We start from the raw sequence: 25,072 nt of genomic DNA, 5'->3' as shown, positions 1-25,072 counted from the left end.
CGGGAAGAATCCCGGTGCATTCTATGTCAATTGTTATTATTAAAGTTTTAAAACGGGATCAGGAAGAATCCTAATCCTTTCCCTACATTGACCATTCTCTTGTACATCGCGGAATGGCCAAATATTTTATTCTCAAGAACTAGTTTTTTGTTGAGTCTGGAGTAGGCCAAGTAGGGAGGCCTTGCTCCATTTTGCGAAGAGCAGCTTTTATCTCCTCATCGTGAGGACTCTTCTCCAATGCCTTTCTTTCCCATTTCAATGCCTCTTCTTTCTCTCCTAAACGATAGTAGATATTGGCGTATGTATCCAGATCCGCTCCCCCATCGCTGAAATTCTCCATATTATACTTAACGGCAGTCAGCGCAAATCGTAGGATGGAAGTATCATCTACATTTTCAAATACCATCCAGCTTACATTATTGATATGGTATTCGCTATGTGGTAACGCCGTTTTATAGTACTTCTTATAATACTCTCCCATTTTAGACCAGGACTTATGATCAATTGAATAAGTCATTGCCTTTCCCCAAACATATTCACCTCCATCCTCCCCATACTTCTGCACTACCGTTTGATGAATAGCTTCCCAATCTACTTGTCCACCTTTCTTCAAAGCAGGGTTAATTATTTCGGCGGAAATAAATTTACGCACCATTCCTTTATAACGAAATGCCCCAACTACATCTTTAGCAATAGCACTATCTCTTGTCAGGAAGGCGAATCCCGGATTATCCGAACTATTAGTAAAATTGAGTATAAACATCAGATTCGCGTAAGAATCCGGTGATTTCAGATTCTTCAAATAAGCGGCACTCAAATCATTAATAGGCTGTTTATCATTCTTCCTCATAGCCATTAAAATGAGTCTTCTCACAAACGCAGAATCATGATTTCCATTTCTAAATTGTGTTAAATACTCTTCATAACGATTATCATTATCATGCACGTCTATATTTTTCAGACTAGCTAATAATGTTGATTTTTCACCATTGAGGTTGCCAAGGACCAACAGAGAATTAATCTTACTCATCGTATCAAATGGCATTTTGATGACCGCTCTGTCATATGTAACCACACCATTCTCCTCCGTTTCTACATCAAACGGTTGGGTATAGATAGCTGCACTCAATCCCATTTTCTCCAGGGATTTCAGACTATCTAGCATTCCTCTGTAAACTTTAATGAATGCTTCCGGCGATTGAGTAGTATAGCCCCATGTATCCAAATCATTCCACTGATGCCCTGGCGTACTAACGGTTACACCTCCAAACTCTCCTAGCACCTGAATTTTCCCAAAATCGTTATCAATCTTACGAGGATAAGGATAGGCATGAATATCAGCTATATCACTTTCAATCCAGGGTTCAGTAGAAGGTGCACGCAATCTATCATTTACATACAATAGTTCACCAGAATGACCATTTACCAATCTGGTAGGATCATATTGTTTTACCCAACTGGTAAGCCTCTTCTGATCGTAAGCCCCCCAGCGTTCGTTGAACAACACCCAGGTTACTACAGATGGATGGTTATACAATTGATCCATTGTTGCTTTTACCTCTCTTTCGAACTCCGGTTTTGAACCTTCTGGCAAAGCATTTGGAGGATTTACAAAATCCTGCCACACCAACATGCCTAATTTATCTGCATAATAGTACCATCTTTCCGGCTCTACCTTAATATGTTTACGAACAGTATTAAAGCCCATTGCCTTCATCGCCTGCAGGTCAAACTGTATGGCTTCATCACTGGGGGGCGTCATTAAACCATCAGGCCAGAAGCCTTGATCTAATACTCCCAGGTTAAACAGATACTTGTTATTGAGGAAAATCCGTTTATGACCTGCTGCATCTTCGCCAACGGAAACCTTTCTCATTCCAAAATAACTACTTACTTCGTCGGTTATACCCGCTTTCGATTTTAATTTAACAACGACATCATACAATATGGGCGTTTCAGGAGACCATAAGGCAGCATTCTTCATCTTTGCAATTAATGGCACATTCATTGGTCCGCTTACTTTGGTCACTTCTTTTCCATCCTTTTTGATAATCAATTCTACATTATCATTTCCGGAAGTATTTATTCCTCTTACAGCAACTGTCACTTGTTGTTTATCTATATCGGGAGTAATTTTCAGCCCTTCAATTCTATCCTGTGGCACATTTTCGAGCCAAACTGTTTGCCAGATGCCACTGCTAGGTGTATAAAATATGTTTCCTGGGTTGAGCACTTGCTTTCCATGAGGATTGATTCCCCGGTCCGTAGGGTCCGTAACTTTTACCTCCAACACATTTCTTTGTTCTTGTTTAAGAGCATCTGTAATATCCAGGAAAAAGTTGTCATATCCTCCAACATGCGCCCCAACAGGTTTACCATTGACAAATACTTCTGCTTTCCAATCCACCGCTCCGAAATTAAGGAGACAACGTTCACTGGATTTCAGCTTATTTACATCAAACTGGGTTTTATACCAGAGCGCCTCCTTGGGTCCTAAAGATCGTTGAACGCCGGACAATTGCGATTCAATTGGAAATGGCACCAAAATTTGGCCTTGTGAAGCCCCCATGGTTGTAGCTTCACTATCTGTGATACTATACGTCCAATATCCGTTAAGATTAGACCAATTGCTACGTTGCATAGTTGGTCGCGGATACTCCCGCCAACAATTGTTCGCTGTTACTTTTGCTCCCCAGCTTGTTTTTAAAGTAGCAGACGCTATCCTATTGTCTGTCAACTTATCCTGGGAAAAGGATCTTACTCCTGTTGATAGCAATAAAATGGTTATTAAGGAATTTCTCAACATTTTGACAATCTATTATAATGATTAAACTTAGTATCCAGGATTTTGGGTAAGTAGCGTATTTCTAGCCACTTCGACAGAGGAAATTGGAAACAAAGATTTATAAGAGGCCCATGTTCCGCCTTTACCAGCACTTATTGCCGGCATTACTTGGTCTATTTTATTAAATCTCTTCAGATCAAAGAACCTAGAACCGCCCTCTGTAAACATTTCTACTCGTCTTTCATGCAAGATGGTATCTAGTAATTCGTTCTGATTGACGCCTGTAACATTGGGTAACCCTGCACGGGCTCTAACTAAATTTAAATCCGCTAAGGCCAGGTCAAGTTTACCCTGCTGCGCTCTAGCTTCCGCCCTATTTAATATAACATCTGCCAATCTAAAAAAGGTGTATGACTCTGTAGGTGCAGGCGTACCCGACTTTGCTTTATACTTAAAAGGGAAAAAATATGATTTTCCTTGTGCAGTTACGGAGTTAATCCAATTCTTTTTCCTTAAGTCATTTGATTCAAATGTGTTAAGAAAGGAAGATGTAAGGAAAAAAGGATTAGTAGAACTAGGGCCAGATGTAGGTAAAATAAATAATGGCCCATTTGGAGTCCATTGCGTACTGGAAACGGATTGCAATTGCCATATGGCCTCGTTACTTGTTGCCAAAAAAACATTAGCGAAACTCTCTAAGGAAAATGTTTGGCTATTTCCAATCAAAGTACTTGCCTCAGACTCTGCTTTATCCCAAGATTTTTGCATCAAATAGACCTTCGTCAATAATGCAGATGCTGCATATGTAGTCAATCGATATCGAGTACTTACTACATTCAATAGACTTCCATCTAAATATTTAGTACTTAAATCATTCTTCGCTTCAACTAAATCAGAAATAATATTATTTAGAATTGTCTGTTGAGGCGTTTTTGCAATCCTGGAATTCACCACAAAATCAGTTGTTGATACCCACGGAATATCTCCATAAAGATTAACAAGATAATAGTAATTAAACGCTCTAAAAAATCGAGACTCCCCCAGTAATTGCAACTTGATCGATGGAGTAATAGTCTTTGAAGCGGTTAATTGCTCATATGCTTGATTACACGTAAAAATATATCTGTAAGCAACAGTCCAGTATTGTCCACCATTCACTGCACTACTTAAGTTATTTATATAAAAATCAATATACCCTTGATTGGTACTCAATGCTTGTTGAAAAATCACATCATCGATATAAATCGATGCAAACAAATCCAACGTACGCATTTCACCTGGAATTGTTAAACTACCATTACTCATCGAGGTATACACGCCAGTTAAAACAGAAATAGCAGTGCCATCCGAACCATAAACATTATCTGCATTAAAGCTCGTACTTGGTGCTGACACTTCTACTAATTTCTTACATGACATCAACAATATTGACACTAGACTAAAGAATATGAGTTTTCTAAAGCCAACTTGGAGGAATCCCAAAGATAAAATATTCATACTTTAATTTTTAGAATGTCATTTGAGCACCAAAAATAATTGTAGTTAATGGTGGCAAAGTAACAGTTAGACTTGGAAACTCTGGATTGAATCCTTTATACTTTGTAATTGTGAATATATTCTGTCCTTGGCAAAAGACTCGGGCATTTGTCATATGTATTTTGGACAAAATATTTGATGGTAACTTATAGGCAATACTTACATTCTTTAGTCGAAGAAATGACGCATCTGTATAAACAAGATCTGATGTAAGCGTATAAACCCAAGGAAGTGCTACTTGGCTGGCACTAGCCACTTTTTGAATATCTGTAGCATCCCCTTTCTTTTGCCACCTGTTGAGAATATCTGTGGTAAGGTTTCCAAGGTTACCCGGTAGCTGTTGGGCGCCTCCAATTAATGCACCATCTGGACCAACTTGCTTGGTATACTGAATGAAAAAATCCAACGAAAAATTCTTATATGTTACTGAGTTATTAATTCCACCATAAAAAGTGGGCGCTATATTAATAAACTTAGTATCATCAACGTTAGTTTTGGGGGAAGATGTCAATGTTCCATCCTTTGCGTAAAACTCGCTAATGCCAGTTTCTTTATTCACATCCGCAAATCGGAAGACTTTAGCAACTGTGATAGGGCTCCCTACCTGATACTTATTAGCATAAGTCGAATTTTGGATATTATCAAATCTTACAAGCTTATTATCTGGGAATGTGAAATTCAAACTAGAATTCCACGTCCAGTTTTTCTGTTTAACATTAACGGAGGTAATTGATACTTCCAAGGATGTATTTTGAATTAATCCAGGAAAATTTCTAGATAAACTGAATGTTCCAGTAGTAGCAGGAACATCATAGGAAACAATCTGATTACTGGATCTATTTCTGTTATAGGATATATTTGCTAGCAACCTATTTTTCCAAGTTGCTAAATCAATACCAACAGACAGTTTTCGTGTTTCTTCCCATTCCAGATACGGATTTGGTAAGCCGGAGGTTGCCAATCCAATAACACCTTGATAAGGTACCGCAACTCCATATTTAGTATACAAATTCAAAAATGTATAATTCCCAATTTGATCATTTCCCGTTGTACCATAGCTAGCTCTAAGCTTAAGAAAGTTTATAAAATTCAAATTCTTCTTAAACCACTCCTCTTCTGACATTATCCATCCTACACCAATAGATCCAAAATTGTGAAATCGATTATTGCTACCAAACCTAGAGCTACCGTCTCTCCTTCCTGAGAGATTAATTAAATACTTATCTTTTATATTATAATTCAACCGCAAAAATCCTGCATTGTACTTATAAACACTCATCCCATCTGTAACCAGCATAGATGTTGCTTGCTGAATATCCCATACCGCATTATCAAAACTAAAATTAGTACCATTGAGAAGAATATTACTGTTATTAGCCTGCTGAATACTAGTACCTAATACTGCATCCAAAACACCAATCCATACACTGCTTCTATAAGTAACTTGTGGCTCAATATTCCAATTACTAATTCTATAAGTAGCAGAAGTAGCAGCAGGTTTAACATAAATTCTGTTATCCGGAGCTACGCTTAAAGATGTATAAAATGTATATTCATTTGTAACCATATTGTTGTATCCCATAACAGATTTTACAACTAACCCCGGCAACACCTCATACCCAATTTGAAGGTTAGTTAGCAAATTTGATGTGGCAGAGGAATATCCCGTATACATATTTCTAAGCGGGTTTTGAAAGGTGACCATTCCTGCGGTTGTCATCATATAGTTTAAATTGCCAGTAGAATCATATAGAGGAGGTGCATTGGGTGGTAGCATTGTAATATCAGAAGTTCTATCAGTATTTGGCAACTTATTTGCATCATACATATAACTGACTGACACCTCAGTATGAAATTTATTATTGGGAGACGCTACTGACAATGATAAATGACCGCTCCCCTTTCTATCACTATTATTACCATAAGCAGACTTAAAGAAACTGCTCTGATAATTGTAAGTTCCAGAAATGAGGTATTTCACATTATCTGTTCCGCCACTTACAGCCCCTTGTACTGTTGAAAATTGCGGTGTTGCACCTAACAATTCACGTTGCCAATTGGTATACCTTGTAGTATCCCAAAAGGTTAGATCTGGTGCATAATTGGTATTAGATGGATCATTACTTGGGGATAGACCAAAGTTCTTAAATCCTTCATTTCTAATTGCTAAGTACTGTTTTGTATCTAATAGATGTTGAAACCGTGTAACTTTAGAGAATCCTGTAGATGCTGTCAAATCAACAGACATTCTGCCTGCCTTTCCTTTCTTCGTCGTTATTAATATAGCCCCGTTTGCGGCCCGAGACCCATAAATGGCGGTTGCATCTGCATCCTTTAACACATCAATTCTTTCAATATCATTTGGCGAAATGAAACTAAGCGGATTTCCAGCAGGGCTAGTTACAGAAGTAATAGTACCAGACCCTCCAAGAATCCCACCTTTATTCGGTAATAATTGAGAGGTATAAGGAATACCATCTATAACATAGAGTGGATCGTTACTTGTGGAAAGAGATATACTGGTTACTCCTTGAATAGTTACTCTCACTCCACTATTAGCCATACCAGTAGATTGTGTGATTACCATTCCCGGCACTCGGCCTTGTAAAGCCAAAAGAGGATTTGTGACAGGTTGCTTTGAAATTGCCTCGGCTCTTACGGTGCCAATATCACTAGTACTAAACCGTTTGGTAGTGGTCCCGTAAGCCATTACGACAGTTTCATCCAATTGATTAGGGGCTGGAACCATTTGTACCAACATCATCCCAGTGGTTGGAACAGAGAGGAGCTCCGTTTTATAACCAATGTAACTAAAAACTAGTATTGCTGATTCATTTATCGATTTAAAATAAAAATTGCCTTGATTATCAGATGTGGTCCCAAGTTTTGTTCCTTTTACAGATACAGTTACTCCTGGCAAAAAGTTGCCATGTTCATCCATAATCCGACCCTTCAACTTGGCAGTTTTGATAGTATCGTTAGGAAATTCCATCAATGTATAACTAAACACTTTGAATGGGAGCAATATTGAACACAGTAGAATTACTCCAAAATAGATTGATATTCTATTCATTATGCTTTATTTTAAAACACATATTATTAAACCTCTTTAAGAAATTATTTTACTAGCTTCCTTTATTAATAGGATAAGCGTAAAACCACTTAACCAGTACTACATAATTAACAGATGCATAACTAAAAAAAACAATCAGGAAAATGTTGCTCCATTAAATAATCAAAATGTAAGTCGTGTGCGATCCAATTGCAGAAGTTTATTCTATCTTAAATAAGCAAAAGGAAGAAGAAGCAATAATCAAGGCTTAGTGGAATAACATCCGCATAACAAAAAATCATATCACTATAAAATAACTTGAGTTGATTTTTTCATCATTACTTTTAAATAATCATATAAAATGCAACTGCGGAAAATAATAAGATATTCAATTGCCGTCAAAAGAAATACTTCCATCCTAACATTATTCTTGTTCTTAATCCTTTGCATAAAAGGTAATGCACAAGACAAACCTGCAATAAATGAAATAACCTACGATGATTGGTATTTTTTGAGTCCTGGTCCTGCATATATAAATCAAGATGGTAAATTCATAGCATACAAAATAGAAAATCTCCCCAAGAACCATAAAACTCTAGTATTACAAAACATCGATTCGAGCTGGAAGAGAACATTTATTGATGCTGGGATACCGATATTCGCCAGCGTTGGAAAAAAATCCATTTGCTACATACTTGGACAACATGATAGTCTTCATATTGTAAACTTGGGATCACGAGAATCAAAATCTATTCCTAACATTAAATCTATTTCATTAATCAATCATAATACTTGGAATTCTAAACCCAAATGGATAGCTATATCATCTAGAAGCAAATCACTTATTCTCATAAACAAACTTACTGGAGAAAAATTCGAATTTAAGGACATTGATCAAATGTATCCCATTGAATATGGAAATGATGCAATCCTACTATTATCTGAAAATAAAATCTCCAGCTTACAGTTATCAACTATGAAAATAAAGGAAATAACAAGTTTAGGCGACTCAATAATTTCCATATCAAAAGCAGTCCAGTCCCCCATAAACCATAAAATTTTTACTATAGCTAGCAAAAAAATAAATGGAGGCATAGTATCTGAGATTGGTAGCTTTGACACTATATATAAAACACTATTAACATCTGAAGATTTACCTATTAGAACCGACCTATCAAAATGGACATTAAACCTGACTGAAAATGACAGTTGCTTAAATATAGACCTTGTAGAACAACAACAGTTCTCCTACTCAATCAACAAAACTACTCCATTAATAATCTGGAGTTATCAGGATAATAAACTCACACCTAAAAACCATCAAACCCCACTTCAGCCGACAACATCCAGGTGGGTGCTAAATACTTATACCGGAAAGTTAACTCGGCTCCAAAGCGATACATCTTTTATTATCGCGTCAAATTCAAAATGGTTAATACTTAGTGCAAATCTGGAAAATGGCGACATGGGAAAAAATGAGATACAGGGAACTCCACACAATATTTATATTACCAACACAACTACAGGAGAAACATATGACACCAAAATACCGTTTATTAACATTGCAAAAACATCCAATACATTAAATAAAATAGCCTACTTCTCCAATGACTATAATAAATTATTTGTCTATAACTTAGATTCTAAATCGAACCAACCAGTAATGGATCTTTCGACGGCCAACGGTAAATTCAAAACAGATTCTATTCAAGAAGATCAACCAATTTTAAAATACAAACTATTAGGTCAAAGCCCTAATTTCGACACCATATACATTAGTGATAAATATGATATTTGGATGATTCATACTGACAATAAATTCAATCCAACTAATATAACAGGAGGCTATGGAAATAAAAATAAAATAGAATTTAAGTTCATTCAAGGCGAATACAAAATATTACAATGGAATCAATTGAGATATATAACTGGATTCAACACAATAACTAAAAAAGCTGGATTCTATGAATTATCCAAAGGAAAAGAAAAAGAACCAAAGGAACTGTATAGTGGTTCAGATTACATTACAACAAGACCTATAATAATGAACGATCACCTAAGTGTTCCAGTTCCTGTAAAAGCAGAAAATACAGAGGCATATTTAATTGTAAAAGGCTCCACAAACGAACCCTTCAATTTGTATTACACAAAAGACTTTAATCAATTAATACAAGTATCCACTCTCAATCCTACAAAAAAATATAACTGGATAACTTCTGAACTTATTAACTGGACTCTCCCAAATGGAAAAATAAATCAAGGGATTTTATTCAAACCTGAAAATTTTGACTCCTCCAAAAAATATCCATTAATATTCTATAGTTATGAGAATTCATCGGATGGATTGAATGCACCATTACGTCCCAAGGAACTGCAGGGAGGAAGTGATCTCGATATTCCAACATATGCAAGTAACGGATATCTCGTCTTTTGCCCAGATATGTATACCCCTGTCGGTGCCTCATTAGTAGGGGCAACTGAAACGGTTAAATCTGCCATAACTAAACTTTCCCAACGACAGTATATAGACACTTCTAAATTAGGGATTCAAGGTGCAAGTTGGGGTGGCATTACTTCAGAATTTGTAATTACTCAAATCCCTTCAATTAAGGCCGCATGCATCGCATCCGCAAGGGGAAATCTCATAAGTGGGTTTAACTCTTCAGCAATGGGATATCCACTTTTGGGCGCATTTATCAGAGGACAAATCAGGATGGGAAAAACACTCTGGGAGGCCCCAGAAATTTATATAAAAAACTCAGCAATTATGTATGCTGATAAAATCAACGCCTCCGTATTAATAATGCACACTACAAAAGATGCAACTTTAGGATTTGAAGATGCAAAAGAGTTCTATAATGCACTACGTGTTTTGGGGAAAAAAGTATGGTTGCTCGAATACACAGAATACTCACACGGGGTACGTGGAACAGCTGCCACAGATTTTTCAAATAGAATGCGACAGTTCTTCGATTATTTCCTTATGAATAAAGAGGCACCAGATTGGATTTCGAAGAAAACATTGAGCGTCATAACCAAAAACTCTTACGAAACCAAAAATTCTTCCACTAAGTAAAATCACTACAAATGAAAAAAGCTAAAATACTACTCCTAGCATTAGGTTTTATCTCAATAATAGGAGGAGCAATTGCCTCAAAAGCCAAAGGAGTCTCTTTGTTCTACCGACCTCTTATTCACGGAGGATCTTGTACTATTTCTACTTTATTATTCCTAACTACAACAGTTTTTGAATTAGGCCAACCATATGAAATAGCTCGATCTGTTACTACTGACTCTTGTGTCGAATATTGTACAGGATATAATTAGCCGTATTTATCATAAAAACAACTTATTAATGCCCTCAAGGAACTAAGCACTTTTGAGGGCATTATGATTAAGTGGACAATCAAGATCTGTAAATTTTGCATAAACCTTGATCACTAAGGATTATAAATTCTGGCTTCGAGCTGTTTTTGGGATTACCTTAATGGCGACCGGTATCCGAGTGACTTATGAATGCTCTCCATATTATAATCCCGTTACCATTCTTCAACCATAACCTACCATCAATTTAATCTGCTAAAAAGATGTATTCAAAAATCCTCTGTGCAGCCTTCCATCCGTCCACTCAATAAAAGCATTCCGCGTCGGTTTGCCTGTCTTGTAAGTACCCCATTTAGGGTAACAGCGATTAATTGGAGTTTTTCGGATTTCTGTAGCTTCATTTTCTATTCATACATTCGTGGGGATATTCATTCGTCCAGAAACAGATAGGTCAGCTCTCTAACCTGTTGAAGGCCTTCAAATATATAAGCATCTAATACTTTCTCTCTGTAAAGACGATTAAATCTTTCAATATAGCCATTCTGCATTGGTTGGCCGGTTGAATGTATGGCAGTATGAGGCAATTTCCGGTACACCATTGTTAAAAAATACTGAAGTGAGCTCTTGTCCATTATTCGTTCCTATTGTGGTGGAGGTGTAAGCTTACCTATATTTGGATCCATCAGGGATTAGAGTTTTGAATAATTTCGATATCAAATTTCTTTGCCGAACTTCAGAGGAGGAACAAATCCAAATGCTTGATGAGGTCTGGAGCTATTATAGTCCTGCCTCCACTCTTCAGCCATAATCCGTACTTCTGCTAACGTGAAAAAATGATAAGCGTCTAGCATCCCTCTCCTTAAAGAGCCCTTATTCCGTTCAATAAAGGCGTTTTGCACTGGTTTACCTGGCTTTATCAACTGTAACTGGATATTTCTGTCGTGACACCACTGTTGCAACTGATTGCTGATAAACTCTGGGCCATTACCCACTCCTATTTTTAATGGATTCCCTCGCATTTCAATTATCATTTCCAATACCCTAATAACTCTAAGACTTGGCAATGAAGTGTCTATTTCAATCCACAGCGACTCCCGATTGTAATCATCAATGATATTCAATAACCGAAAACGTCTCCCATTAACCAGGCTATCTGTCATGAAATCCATGCTCCATGGACTCATTTATGGTATTGGGAAAAATCAGCGGCCGTTCTACCCGTTCAGGTAATCTTCGCTTGACCTTACGTCTAATATTCAATTTTAATAACTTATAGACCCAGTAGAGTCGTTTGTGATTCCATAAATGGACCTTTCGCCTCAAACGGTGATTGCATTTCCAGAAACCGATAGAAGAATGTTTCTTCACAAGGTCTTCCAAAGCATCCATCAAAGAATTATCATCTTTAAACTGTCGGTTATCACGGAATGAAGTATGAGGTATGCCTACCAGCCTACAGGCCTTCCGCATACTCACTTTCTCCTGCACCAATAACGCTACTCCTTGTCATTTGTCGTCAGGCCGCCGAACTTTTTTTTTTTCAGAACTGTCCTGACGGAATCATTTTCGAGCGTCAAATTGACTACAATGCGTTTAAGTCTGGTATTCTCTTCCTCCAATTCCTTCATCCGTTTCAACTCATTGACATCCATTCCTACCTACCTTGCTTTCCAATAATAAATAGTAGCTTCGCTGACACTATTTATTATTGGAAAGATCCTTAATGGAAATACCTGATGCTTGTTTCTTTAGAATGGAGATAATCTGGTTCTCAGTGAATCGTGCTTTTTTCATAATGATATTTAAGTTAGAGATTTTTCTCTAATCTCACCGGACCATTTTCGGGGAACCTTACAAGCTTACATAGTCTATCAAACTGAAATTTAGCAATACACAATTTCAGAAAAAAATTAGCCAACTGCGTGCGCATTGCAGAGCTAAGATCTAATTTTAACTTAGAAGGAAATCAATAGTTCATATTGGTTGAATTCTAATAGATCTCAAACCATTATCACAATTAGATATCTAAATGGAAAAAGGAAAATCTGATAATAACACGACGAATAACGTTAATACCGACACATTATCCATTAATGATTTCAATGAGAGTTTCCATATTTATCTGGAGGATCTAAATATTAATTACATTTTTGCTCACCCCTACCTATTAATTGGAGAAAAAAAACATCAAAAGGGATGGATTATATCACTTAGTGTGTCTATTATCGAGGCATCAAAATACTTGCGAGAATTCATTCCTTTAATCGCTAAACTTAATGCCGCTGTAGAGATTCCAATAAACCATCAAGCTCTCACACAGATCTTAATGGGATACCTTGGGATAGAGCAATTCAATGTAGTAATAAACATCTATCCGAACAATGACAAAAACGCTGTAAATATATTTAATATTATTATGCAAATAAATCCACCTATACGATATCCCAAAATACCTACAGCGCAACATCTGATAAATAATATATTCATAAAACACGAATACCATTCTGTAATAAAAATGCCTTCTGATGATGGTAGAGAAAAAACATGGGGAATAAATACAGATGGAAGTTTGACCTATTGCCCAGTAAAGAGCCCATATAAATTGAACAAAAGTATTCAGTGGCCATTTGACAAATCCCTTTTAAATACAAGTAATAATTTTAATAAAACAGTTGGAAATCGTGCCGTCATTACTAATACATTAAAAAAGGACATTAAGGGCAATGTTTTCAATGGTATATACTTTCAGGAGTGGTGGATTCCCAAAAAATGCATTATAAAATCTGGCAATAAGAACGATCTCATCAATTTATACAACAATGACAGCGCAGACAATATTTCATTCCAATATTATATTCATAAAAAAATAGAAAGATTAAATATTGCCCCTAAAGCCTATGATTTAGTTTCAGACCAACAGGCAACTCATTTTGTAATGGAATACATTGATGGAGTAAAGATAACAGATCTCATAGGTAATATTCAACCTCTGGGTGGATGGATAAAACTAAATCTAGAAAAGAGAAAACTAATACTAAATATTGCATTACAAATATTGGATATTATTCGCTCATTACATTTATGCGGAGTCATTCACAGAGATATATCATTGGCCAATTTCATACTAAGAAAAGATAAAAAAATAATATTAATCGATTTTGGACTTAGCTTTGATTTGAGTAATGATAGTCCATTACGTCATCCATATACAGGCGTAACAATTGGTTATTCTGCACCAATAGTATCCGACATCAATAACTATACTCCAGAATACTCGGAGGATATTTTTTCGCTAGGCGCATCCATGATTATGTTGTTCACTGGAATATACCCATCCTATTTCGATCCGGGAAATCCAGCAACTAATTATAAGAAGTTGAAAAATTTGATTCCAAATGAAGAAATTGCATATTTAATATCTCTTTGCTTTTCAAAAGAAAAAACAGATCGTCCGCATATTGATAGGATTATAGAAATTGTAAACAGAAATTGCCAATCTCTATTGAATATCCATCAGCGCGAATTATACTACCACTATGAGAAATCTGACCTTGAAAATATAGTTCAGAGTAATATTAATTCTATAGCCAGCAGTGCCTTTATTAATAATGAAGGAATACTTGAATCCACAGTTAACACAAGAGACAAGGAAATACAAGCCAACTTCTCTAGACGAAAGTTAGTAGGATTCCATACAGGAATATCAGGCAGCACGACAATGCTAATTCAAATTATGTCATCAGTCACAATTAAACCGGACATAATAAAAACTATAATAAACAGAAATATTTCGTACTTAATTTCATATCTATCAAATGAACAACCAGTAGGCAACAACCTAATGAATGGGTATTACGGTATTGGAATAGCAATTTGTCAAGCAATCAAATACCAATTTATTACCCTAACCGAAGAAAACAAGGCAATACTTAGACAACTGATTCATGCCCCAAACTATGAGAATAATATTTGGGAAGGAACTGCAGGAAAGGGAATATTTCTACTTTTCTTACAGAATACTCTATCATTCAAAGATGTTGACGATGAACTTAAAAAAATTGTCAGGGAACTTACAAAATCACAAAGCAGGGACGGTACATGGAGGAAAAACAAATGTTTCCTCAACCATTTCACAATTAATGATTTAAACTGGGGAATGGGGGCCGCCGGTATTACTTACTTCTTAATAAGGTGCAGGAATAATGACAATTCCAAGGATCTAGACAGCTCAATTAAAAAAAGTTTAGATCATTTAATGAACTATAAAAAAGTATACTTTAGAGATGCTTCATTCATATATGGATCTTTCGGTATCGCTCAAACATTCATAAAGGCATATGACTGTTACCATGATAAAAAATATCAAGATTTCGCAGAAGATTTATTAAACACTCCCTTCATTAAATATTTAAAGAATAACCTTACTTACGGGAGTGGTCTAGCGGGAGCCGGGCATACATACTTAGATGCATTTAAATCCTTCGCTAAGGAACATTATTATAAAAAGGCAGAGGAAATACTACTCTATATTATGTTAATCCGCATTGAATACTCAGCAGATATAACATATTGGCATAATGATATCACGCGATCCACTTCCGCAGATTACATGTCTGGTAACATGGGAATTTTATCGTTTTTGAAAAGATTTCATAGTATTTCTGATACATTCGATACCGTCTTTGATTCAAAATAATTTCAACTTATCCGGATATGCAGACTGGGGCAATTCCCTCTTCCCATACTGCATGATAATAAATAGGGGGAAATCATCTTAAATTTAGCTTTTTAACTAAAAAGCAATTAAAATTATGAAAACAGCAAAATTCTTACTCGTTGGTGCCGGTCTGGTATCATTAGTTGCTGGTGCTTTAGCATCAACTGCAAAACATACAAATGTACTTTACATTAATGATGCTCAACGTAACTGTAAACTCACAGTTTTTTCTGTTACTACATCAGTAGTTGGTGCACCAATTACAACCACTTTTGCTTCTACTCAGCCAATTGATGCTTCTTGCCCTGATCAACTGACTTTTTATAAGAGTCTGTAATCATAGCTAAAGTAAGGTGCCGACAATCTTTTGTCAAGGCAAAAGGAAGCTCTCTAATAAGAGAGCTTCCTTTTTATCCTTACTACTATCAGCGAGAAAATATCAATCTTACTGCCCTTGTCGTGTAAGCTTACCTATATTTTGATCCTGTAGGGATTAGAGTTTTAAATAATTTCGACATCAAATTTCTTTGCCGAACTCCAGAGGAGGAACAAATCCAAGTGCCTAGTAAATCCTGGAGCTATTATAGTACTGCTTCTACTCTTCAGCTATAATCCATAGGCATCAAGCAGCAATCTCCTTAAAGAGCAGTTATTCCGCTCAATAAAGGCGTTTTGAACTGGTTTACCTGGTTGTATAAATTGTAACTGGATATTGCACCACTTTTGCAATGATGGCTGATAAACTAGGGGCCATTATCCACTCTCATTTTTAATGATTTCCCTGCATTTCGACTATCATATCCAATACTCTAATAACTCTAAGGCTTGGTAAAAAGTATCCATTTCAATCCACAGCGACTCCCGATTGTAATCATCAATGACATTCAATAACCGAAAATGTCCTCCATCAACCAAGCTATCTGTCATGAAATCCATGCTCCAGGGCTCATTTATGGAATTGGGAACAATGAGCGGCTGTCTTATCCGTTCAGGTAATCTTCGCTTGACCTCACCTATAATATGCAATTTTAATTGTATATAAACCCGGAGAGCCGTTTATGATTCCATAAATGGCCCTTATGCCTTAAACATGACAGCCTTTCCAGAAACCGATAGAAGAATGTTTCTTGACTAGGTCATCCAAAGCATCCATCAAAGGACTCTCATATTTAAATTGCTGTTTATAACGGAATGAAGAACGAGGTAAGCCAACCATCTTGCAGTCCTGACTGCTCACTCACTTTCTCCTGCACCAATTATGCAACTTCTTGTCATTTGTCATCAGGCCGCCGAACTTTTTCTATTACAGTCCTGACGGCATCTTTTTCGAGCGTCAAATTGGCTACAATATCTTTAAGTCCGGCATTCTCTTCCTCCAACTCTTTGATACATCCTAAATGCCTAGAAAATAAAAACTACCATTCTTGTTGCAGTAGTTTTATTTATTTTCATATACAATTGTAGCATTCAGAAATGTACATCTCGACACAATTATTCGAATCCAATAAACAATACTACTTCATCATCGACTCCAATACATTAACAGAATTATGCGACACAACCCTTTAAAGATTTAATCCTTTAATAATCAAGAAATATAATAACATCCAACCGGATTTGTAGATCTGGTGATTTTCCCCCACCATTACTACAATTAAATAGGGGAAAATAATCTCAAATTTAGCTTTTTAATCAAAAAGCATGAATTAGCATGAAAACATCCAAAACATTACTGATTTGCTTGGGTTTTGTGTCCACTACTGCTGGTGCACTAGCTTCTAAACTGAGGCACGCTCAAATTATTTATGTCAATGATGAAGTCAGACATTGTGTATTGATTATTCATACACTAACTACCTCTCCCAATTCACAGTCTGTGACTGTTACTTACGCATCCACACAGGCTACATTAATTTCATGCCCTAACTTATTGACTCTTTATAAGGGCCTTTAAAAACCAGAAGCATACTATAACTGGTAAAAAATCAGATAATAATGCGAAACTTTTGCAAGGACATGAAGTAAATAGCTAAATAAATTTGTAGTGCAAATAATTAGGATATCGTTTTACATACCCAGTAATGAGCACTTTCTAAAACAGTACAGCATACATAAAATAAATCATGAACTTTTTCAATAACCTTGTTATCTTCTATCCCCAAAATTTGAAGATATTGAGAAAACACTAACAAATAATATAGTAATCGTAAAAACAAAAAATCATGAAACTAACAAAATTATTACTACTATTTTCCGGCATCATAGCAATATTCGCAGGAGCTCTTGCTTCTTTCGCAAAACATACTAGCCGTGTCTATGTTAACGACGCTCAAAGCATATGCCAGCTGACCATATTTTCTCTGACTACAGCTCCAGTTGGACCAGTTTATACTGTTACTTTTGCATCAACGCAACCACTAACGATATCATGCCCAGAGCAGTTGACTCTTTACAAGGCTTTGTAATTTATCTAGTAGAACAAAATACCAGTAGGTCATAAATACTCCAATTTTATGTATTCATTTTCCATTACAGAAATACGAATCTCTGTAATGGAAAATGAATACATAAAATTAAATAACTTTTCCTTCAGCCCAATCCCCCAACCCCAATTTTTCCACCGCCCTCTCATCGCACTAACAATTAATATATTGTTTATGAAATAAGCCTGCCAGATGAGAACTATTTTTCTGTTAGCCACCACATTACTATTTTATTCAACTTCAGCATTCACTCAAAATGAAGTCAAACTTACCATTATTGGACAAGTATACGACTCCGTATCTAGACAACCATTGACTGGTGTACAGGTGATGCTACTCGGTGGTAATACCCAATCATCTGATATTGCTACCACAAACAAACTTGGTTTTTTTTCTATTAAAGCGAGTAAATCCATAGCAGGAATTCTCCTGTTTAAGGACAATTATAGAAACACCCGCTTAAAAGCGACTTACACACAAAAAGATACAATATGGAATATTGGCAATGTTTATATGTCTAAGCTCATCATTAACCTAGATGAAGTACAGGTAAGTGGACAGGTTATAAAAGCTAAAGTAACCAGAGACACAACAGAATTTAATGCCGCTAGATTCCAAACACAAGACAATGCGATGTTGAAAGATCTATTGACAAAGATACCTGGGTTAACTGTCATGCCGGACGGCACCTTAAAATATAATGATGAGGCCATTTCCAGGATCACGATTGAGGGACAAGAATACTTTGGTGGCAACACCAGTCTAGCACTGAAAAACTTAAATGCTGATCTGATTGATAAAATTCAAATTGTCAGAAGAGATAAAGATGGATCCCAACAAGGAGACGACCTTACAAAAGGGACCCAGGAGAAAGTATTGAACCTCACAATTAAAGCAGATAAAAAAAATAAAATCATCGGACAAGTGTCGATAGGCATTGGCAACGATAGTAAATATACGTCCGGATTTACATTCAATAGATTTGGCAACTCTGATCAAATGTCACTAATAGGTAGTAGAAATAATATTAATAACATCAATGAAAATCGGTCCTCCTCCAATGGGATAACTACAACAACAGACATTGGATTCAACTTTTCTACAAAAAAAATACGTAAAAGTAGGCTCACTGCCAGTGCCTATTTTCAACAAACGCAAACCGAAAATAGCAGTATCATTGATCGGCAATATATTAATTCGACGTCCCCCACTTCTATGAATCAACAAACCAGTTCTAATCAATCAAATACGAATTTCAAAGCAGATGTAAAGTTTGAAAAAGAGCTCGATACGTTGAACTTTTTGATACAAAAAATATCTTTCAATTATGGTCTTACAAAAAATAAAAGCAATTCTTCTTTCCTCACTCTATTCAGCGATACAAATACGACTTTGAATGGTATATCTGAAAACCATTCAAACAATAAAAACCAGAGCTGGTCTTATAATGCCACTTATAGGCATCTATTAAAAGAAAAAAAAGGATTCTTCTCCACCGACTTGACTTTAGGTTATGCTCCAGAGAAGAATAATACTTATTTCCAATCACTGTATACCCAACAGGACTCCGATTCTATTAAAACCCTATCATCTAATAATAACTGGAATCCCAATCCTGTACAGAATAAAATGATATCTCTTTACACGGCATTGGAATATAATATTAGTAAAAGCGTATTATTTATAGGTGCATCAGGGACTACCTTACAAAATACCCAATCGGACAACAATTTATACTCTATACTAAAAGATATCAATGGAAATAACACTTATTTGCCTATAGATACATTAAGCTACCGCTGGAGTGGAGATAACCTAAACAATGCAATGGCGGTTGGATTTGTAATTAAACAAAACAAATGGGATATCCGTAGTTTCGCCAACTGGTCAATGATATCACAAAAAATCCGGCTTAATGATACATCAGTAGTTAGAAACAATAAGAGTATTTTTTTTCCTCAGCTAGATATAACCTACAATTTCAATCCTGGTACAAGACTTATCTTTTCCACCAATTCATACATGACACCTGTTTTTCCCATCCAATTAATATCCGTACCCAACATTCAAAATCCGCTTCAGGTAATCAGCGGGAACCCCAACCTACAAAATTCTGTAAATAACAGATATAGTCTTTCATTCAGTCATTTCAATCCTAAAAGTTTATTTGTAATAAGCGGAGGACTGGAATATGCTGTCAGTAAAGATAAAATCATCAATAGTGTACAATATGATTCGCTTGGCAGACAGATAGCTATTCCAATAAACATGAATGGTACCAATAATTTCATGGGGAGATTTAATGTCACTGAGTATTTCTTCAAAAAGAAATTCAAAGTTAACCTAAATGGCAACTCCGGGGTATCTACCACTCCTTTCATAATCAATGCTACCTCCAGTATTAACAAAACCTATAATACTGCCGGAAATATTGGACTAAACTATACAAAAGGAAAATTATTGGAAATAAATGCTGGTTTCGGCGCCAACTACATGGAATCTTCCTATGAATTGGATAGCACTATCAGGACTTATAACACTATGTATAATTTCAGCCTAGACTATCAGCTAAATTTGCCTCTTAAATTTTCCATTGGAATGCGCTATAGTCGTATTATCTATGCTGGTCTAGGTGCAGGATTTAATCAGCCTATTGACCTATGGAACAGTTTTATCAGTAAGCAAATCATGAAAGGAAAAGCTGCCATCAAATTACAAGGGTTCGATTTATTAAATAAAAACACCAGTATTTCAAGAACTATAGGGGTTAACTACATAGAGGACGCCAGGAACCTAACAATGCAGCGGTTCTTCCTTCTAAGCTTTTCGTACTATTTTAAATAACCCTATCTCCTCTCTTACCTCTATCTACGCCATTGCACTTACAATTTCAGCAGGTGGTTGTATATTTACATCATAGAACCAACTGTAAGATTCATTGATCCTGGCTGTTGCATTTATACCAAGACATTTTTTTTAAATGTATGATGCATCTTATCATCATGGCAAATGCTGCTTAGAGGAACCAAGTAGTCAAACAAATAATCCATTTTTTACACAACCTTAAATACCCGAACTATTATCACAATTCAAACATCTCAAAAGGGTTTTTAAATTCTCCATCCTATACTCATTCTCCGAACTTTTAAACAATAAGAACTATGAAAAATGCAAAACTGTTATTAGCTATTTCCTTTGTCATTTCATTAGTCGCTGTAACAATGGCATCAGCAGCAAGACACATGCATTTCCTTTATTTACAAGACATAACAGATCCTCCATTCAGGTGTTGTTTAACTGTATATTCTCTTACAACATTCAACAATGGACAATTTGCTACTGCTACTCTTGCAACAACAATAAAGTGCGATCCTTGCACGACGATAACGGTCCTTTTCAAAGACTTATAACATCCTCTTAGTCAACAAATCAGCAAACAGAATCAGCCAAATTCTCCCAATTTTTCAACCATCAGTATAATAACTTGTAAGGAGAAGCTTTCTCCCTACAAGTTATTATACTCCCTCTACCGCACTCCCACTTCACCCCCAATCCCTATATTGTCTATGTAACCATTCTGCCACATCTATGCCCTCATTCTTCCGCGCCCTACTCCTTGCTTTGTTGCTACTATCACAGCTGATAGCTCATAGCCAGCAGGATCTGAGATCGGATACGATCAGTGGCTGGAGTGTCTTCACCAAAGGGAACGAACTATGGGCGCAGCATGCAGGAGTTCCTAAATTACTGAAAGCCAACTGGACACATAAACGCCTGGTACGAATGCTAACAGGCCTCCCTTTCGCTTATTTCATGACAGAGAGTGATCCAAGTATCGGCAAAAAGGAGCACCTGAAAATCTGGGTAGCTAATGAGGAACAGCATGCACCATCAACTAATACCTTCCTGATAGATTTAAGAACAGGCGTTGAAATTCCAGTGGGCGATATCCAGGCCAGGTTACTCTTCACTACTCCTACAATAATCATCTACCGGACTACTATTGCCCTTACACCAATCCTGGTGTTGATGGATGTGCAAACACTTAAACAGGATACCCTGGATCTGCCCGCAGTAGTGAAGGGTGCTACTGCCACCGGCGGCATCTCCCCCAATGCGCAATATATCCTCTTCTTTGAAAACAAGACCTGGTACAGCTATGAAGTCCTTACCGGAAAGAGGACGGCTCTTTCCACAGCTATGCACACTCAACTCCATTGGTTGTACCGAGACGATCTATTCTCCTCCCCTCGCGGTATCGCCGGCTGGAATGCCTCCAGCACCCGCGTCTACCTCTACGACTCCTATGATCTATGGTCCGTGGACCCTACCGGAAAAATCCCTCCTAAAAACCTCACCAATGGCTACGGCGCCCGGCATCATATACTCTTCCATGTCCAGGAGTTTCAGAATGAATCACCCCAAAGGGTGATATCGTTTCCATTGGTGCTAAACGCTTTCAATACCGACAATAAACAAAATGGCTTCTTTCTGATCAAAAACGAAAAGGGAAATGATCCGGAAGTACTCACGATGGGGGATGTACAATACGATATCATGAATAATCCATATGTTCCTGATGGCAGCAATTACACACCCAGGAAGGATAAGAACTCGGATAGCTTTATTGTAAGGAGACAAACAGCTACCCTCCCTCCCAACCTCTTCTCCACCACTAACTTCAAAACCTTCCGTCAACTTACCTTCACCCCATCAGATAGTAACTATACCGCTTCCTTACAACAGTTTACCGCTCTTGATGGGCAGGTACGACAAGGTATCCTGTATAAACCCTGGAACTTCGACAGCTCCCGGAAATATCCTGTTATTGTGCATATCTATGAGCGTAAGTCGGATGGACTCAACAGCTATCTGCCGCTGGAACCGCTGACCAATGGCTGTAATATCAATATTCCGAGCTATACCCGTAACGGTTACCTGGTGTTTACGCCGGATATCTACTATCAACCGGGGAATCCTATGCAAGGCGCCTACGATGCCGTAATTGGGGCCGCGGAATATCTGGAAAAGCTACCTTATGTAGATGGCAAGCATATGGGTATTCAGGGCTGTAGCTGGGGGGCTATGCAACTCAATTACCTGGTAACGCATTCGGATAAGTTTGCGGCGGCCTGCTCTGCATCCGGGTTGGGCGATTGGATGACGGCCTATAATTCTATCATCTGGAATGGTATGACCAAACAGGACGAATTTGAAAATGGGCAATTTCGGATGAAGGCCACCCCATGGGAGATGCCGGAACAATATATCCACAACTCCCCCATCTACGCGGCCAATCACATGAATACGCCCCTACTGCTGATGCATACCACCAATGATGGCACCTGCCCCTTCAATAATATCCTCTCTTTTTTTCTGGGTTTAAGACGACTCCACAAACCTGCCTGGCTACTCCAGTACAACGATGGCAATCATGCTTTGACAGGCCCCTCCGCCCTTGATTTTAGCACTAAAATGATGCAGTTTTTCGACTATTATTTACAAGGAAAACAGCCACCAACATGGCTTTCACAACAGGAGTAGAAACCTTTATCAGATGTTAATGACATGAGATTAACTAATGCATAACTAATAATTGACATCTAAATTCAAATTTCCTTCGGATATTTATTCTGTTGAGAAAATGTATCTCAATAATCAGACAGTACAGATCAACCATTACCAACAAATGTTATCCGGTCCGCACGCCGCCCCCTCGTGCTGAGATTAGGATAAATCAGATTAGGACATGTGTCTGTATACTGTTATTATTAAAATGTTTGTTAAACCCACAAAACTATATCCAATGACAAAACGAAAAAATTCGGTACGCAAATCTATCCTTATTGCTGTGCTCGTATCCATTGTAGTATTTTGCCTGTACCAGGTAATTAAATCACAGGAACTGCTTTGGATAGTCGCACTCCTGGTTTCATTGAATGCAATTTTAATCTATGTTTTGTACAAAAGGGCTGGCGCCCGCGTGGAAAAAATTATTACGCAATACAAAGACCTCATCGAAGATGAGCAAGATGCCCCTCCGGAAGTAGGCGTCTTCTTTGTAGACAAAGACCTGAAGTTTTCCTACATGAACCGTGAAATGCGACGCATATGCGGCTATAAATTCAAAGAAGTGGTTGGGAAATCATGGACTTTCATGTGCTCCGAATTCCTGCAAGAATGGCTACATAACGTAGTCACCTCCTGGTTGGACGACGTCATGCCGATTGTCAGACCTTTCATGGACATCAAAACAAAAGATGGCAGAACCGTTAGGCTGCTGGCTTTCATAAGTCTGATGGAACAACCCAACAACAACACCTTGTTTCAGGCTATTGTAAACATAGTGCCACTGAAAGAGGATTAATTTTCACTTATTTCTTTTAACCAGGCCCTGTCTTCGTGCAGGGCCCTTCACTAAAATAACCATGCGTAAGGTTTCAGAAGTATTTATCCCACAACTCCAGGGATTTAGCCAGATACTTGAATCTATCCATCAACTACATAGCGAACATGTGACCGTCATGCACCAGTGGCAAACCTACCTACAGTCGGAATGCCACCACCTCGTCGTACAAATGGACGCAGGACTGAACGCACTGCCTGTCAACAGTAAATACTATGAGTCCATGCTCACCAATCTGTCCCATGCAATGGAATTCCAGGAAGCTGTAGACACACTCCGCAACGTCCTGCATGACTATGAGGCAGATACCAATAAAACACTGGGCATTTTCACCACCCACTGGAGAGAATTTGCATCCCTCAAAGCAGTAGAATACCTGACAGATTATCTGAGAGAAGAACACAATGCCTTTACCTCCTTTCAGAAATTCTATCGCACTTCCGGACTAGGTATCTCCCTGGAACTGGACATGCTCGCCTATAATACCACCGAACTGTTCGTAGGCACACTGGTACATCATTTCGAAATGAATCACCTCTCCCTGCTTCCGAAATTCGAGGAACAACTACGGCATGCCACACCAGAATTCGGGCACCTCTACTTCCAACCCATATACATTTGTATGCATGCGGATAAAGAAGCCATCAGCAAAGCCAAAGAATGTGGGGTATGGGTGCTGCAATTCATCGGCAACGGACAAAATGATTTTCGCTGGTACGCCCAGTAATCTCATCCATTTTATTTCCGGCAGTGAAGTTTGTTGATTATC

At 37.4% G+C, this 25,072-nt stretch carries 13 protein-coding genes and 1 pseudogene; 8 read left to right on the top strand and 6 right to left on the bottom strand.

Translation table 11 applies throughout. The features are described from left to right. Positions 1 to 139: 139 nt before the first annotated feature. The 3 genes from CLV59_RS13320 to CLV59_RS13310 all read right to left on the bottom strand — a co-directional run bounded on the left by CLV59_RS13320 (position 140) and on the right by CLV59_RS13310 (position 7,394). On the bottom strand, positions 140 to 2,641 hold the full coding sequence (locus tag CLV59_RS13320; protein WP_170137741.1) for a glycoside hydrolase family 2 protein: 2,502 nt from the start codon (positions 2,639 to 2,641) through the stop codon (positions 140 to 142). A gap of 192 nt (positions 2,642 to 2,833) precedes the next feature. Beyond that, positions 2,834 to 4,282, bottom strand: coding sequence for a RagB/SusD family nutrient uptake outer membrane protein (locus tag CLV59_RS13315; RefSeq protein ID WP_111592538.1), 1,449 nt, complete (start codon positions 4,280 to 4,282; stop codon positions 2,834 to 2,836). 10 nt (positions 4,283 to 4,292) lie between these two features. After that, on the bottom strand, positions 4,293 to 7,394 hold the full coding sequence (locus tag CLV59_RS13310) for a SusC/RagA family TonB-linked outer membrane protein (RefSeq protein WP_111592537.1): 3,102 nt from the start codon (positions 7,392 to 7,394) through the stop codon (positions 4,293 to 4,295). Between the two features lie 340 nt (positions 7,395 to 7,734). Here CLV59_RS13310 and CLV59_RS13305 point away from each other — a divergent pair, with 340 nt between their 5' ends. Both CLV59_RS13305 and CLV59_RS28780 read left to right on the top strand, forming a co-directional pair. Next, complete coding sequence (locus tag CLV59_RS13305) at positions 7,735 to 10,449, top strand: alpha/beta hydrolase family protein (RefSeq protein ID WP_111592536.1); 2,715 nt, start codon at positions 7,735 to 7,737, stop codon at positions 10,447 to 10,449. 11 nt (positions 10,450 to 10,460) lie between these two features. Further along, positions 10,461 to 10,700: a hypothetical protein gene (locus CLV59_RS28780; protein ID WP_146616189.1), complete on the top strand. Its 240-nt coding sequence runs from the start codon at positions 10,461 to 10,463 to the stop codon at positions 10,698 to 10,700. A gap of 425 nt (positions 10,701 to 11,125) precedes the next feature. Here CLV59_RS28780 and CLV59_RS29450 read toward each other — a convergent pair whose 3' ends face one another. Continuing rightward, positions 11,126 to 11,296 carry an integrase core domain-containing protein gene (locus tag CLV59_RS29450; RefSeq protein WP_394336932.1) on the bottom strand — a complete coding sequence of 57 codons (171 nt, stop codon included), beginning with the start codon at positions 11,294 to 11,296 and terminating at the stop codon, positions 11,126 to 11,128. A gap of 114 nt (positions 11,297 to 11,410) precedes the next feature. After that, positions 11,411 to 12,491 (bottom strand): annotated as a pseudogene (locus tag CLV59_RS29445) (IS3 family transposase). A gap of 235 nt (positions 12,492 to 12,726) precedes the next feature. Between CLV59_RS29445 and CLV59_RS13290 the strand changes: the two are divergent. Beyond that, the gene (locus tag CLV59_RS13290; protein ID WP_111592534.1) at positions 12,727 to 15,393 is read left to right on the top strand and encodes a protein kinase domain-containing protein; all 2,667 of its coding nucleotides are present in this window, start codon (positions 12,727 to 12,729) and stop codon (positions 15,391 to 15,393) included. Between the two features lie 115 nt (positions 15,394 to 15,508). Continuing rightward, entirely contained in the window at positions 15,509 to 15,751 is a 243-nt protein-coding gene (locus tag CLV59_RS13285) for a hypothetical protein (RefSeq protein ID WP_111592533.1), read from the top strand. 269 nt (positions 15,752 to 16,020) lie between these two features. On the opposite strand, the gene CLV59_RS29440 is transcribed toward CLV59_RS13285, so the two are convergent. Beyond that, positions 16,021 to 16,143, bottom strand: coding sequence for an integrase core domain-containing protein (locus CLV59_RS29440; RefSeq protein ID WP_111592532.1), 123 nt, complete (start codon positions 16,141 to 16,143; stop codon positions 16,021 to 16,023). 1,946 nt (positions 16,144 to 18,089) lie between these two features. Here CLV59_RS29440 and CLV59_RS13260 point away from each other — a divergent pair. The 4 genes from CLV59_RS13260 (at position 18,090) to CLV59_RS13245 (ending at position 25,030) form a co-directional block, all read left to right on the top strand. Continuing rightward, entirely contained in the window at positions 18,090 to 20,741 is a 2,652-nt protein-coding gene (locus CLV59_RS13260) for an outer membrane beta-barrel protein (RefSeq protein ID WP_111592528.1), read from the top strand. A gap of 744 nt (positions 20,742 to 21,485) precedes the next feature. Next, positions 21,486 to 23,441 (top strand): alpha/beta hydrolase family protein, encoded by a 1,956-nt coding sequence (locus tag CLV59_RS13255; protein ID WP_111592527.1) that lies wholly within the window; start codon positions 21,486 to 21,488, stop codon positions 23,439 to 23,441. Positions 23,442 to 23,703: 262 nt separating this feature from the next. Then, a complete protein-coding gene (locus CLV59_RS13250) occupies positions 23,704 to 24,264 on the top strand; it encodes a PAS domain S-box protein (protein WP_170137739.1) in 561 nt (186 codons plus the stop codon). Between the two features lie 61 nt (positions 24,265 to 24,325). Beyond that, the gene (locus tag CLV59_RS13245) at positions 24,326 to 25,030 is read left to right on the top strand and encodes a hypothetical protein (RefSeq protein WP_111592525.1); all 705 of its coding nucleotides are present in this window, start codon (positions 24,326 to 24,328) and stop codon (positions 25,028 to 25,030) included. Positions 25,031 to 25,072: the final 42 nt, after the last annotated feature.

The sequence above is a fragment of the Chitinophaga dinghuensis genome (genome assembly GCF_003259435.1).
Taxonomy (GTDB): domain Bacteria; phylum Bacteroidota; class Bacteroidia; order Chitinophagales; family Chitinophagaceae; genus Chitinophaga; species Chitinophaga dinghuensis.
This window is presented reverse-complemented; position numbering and strand designations above follow the sequence as displayed.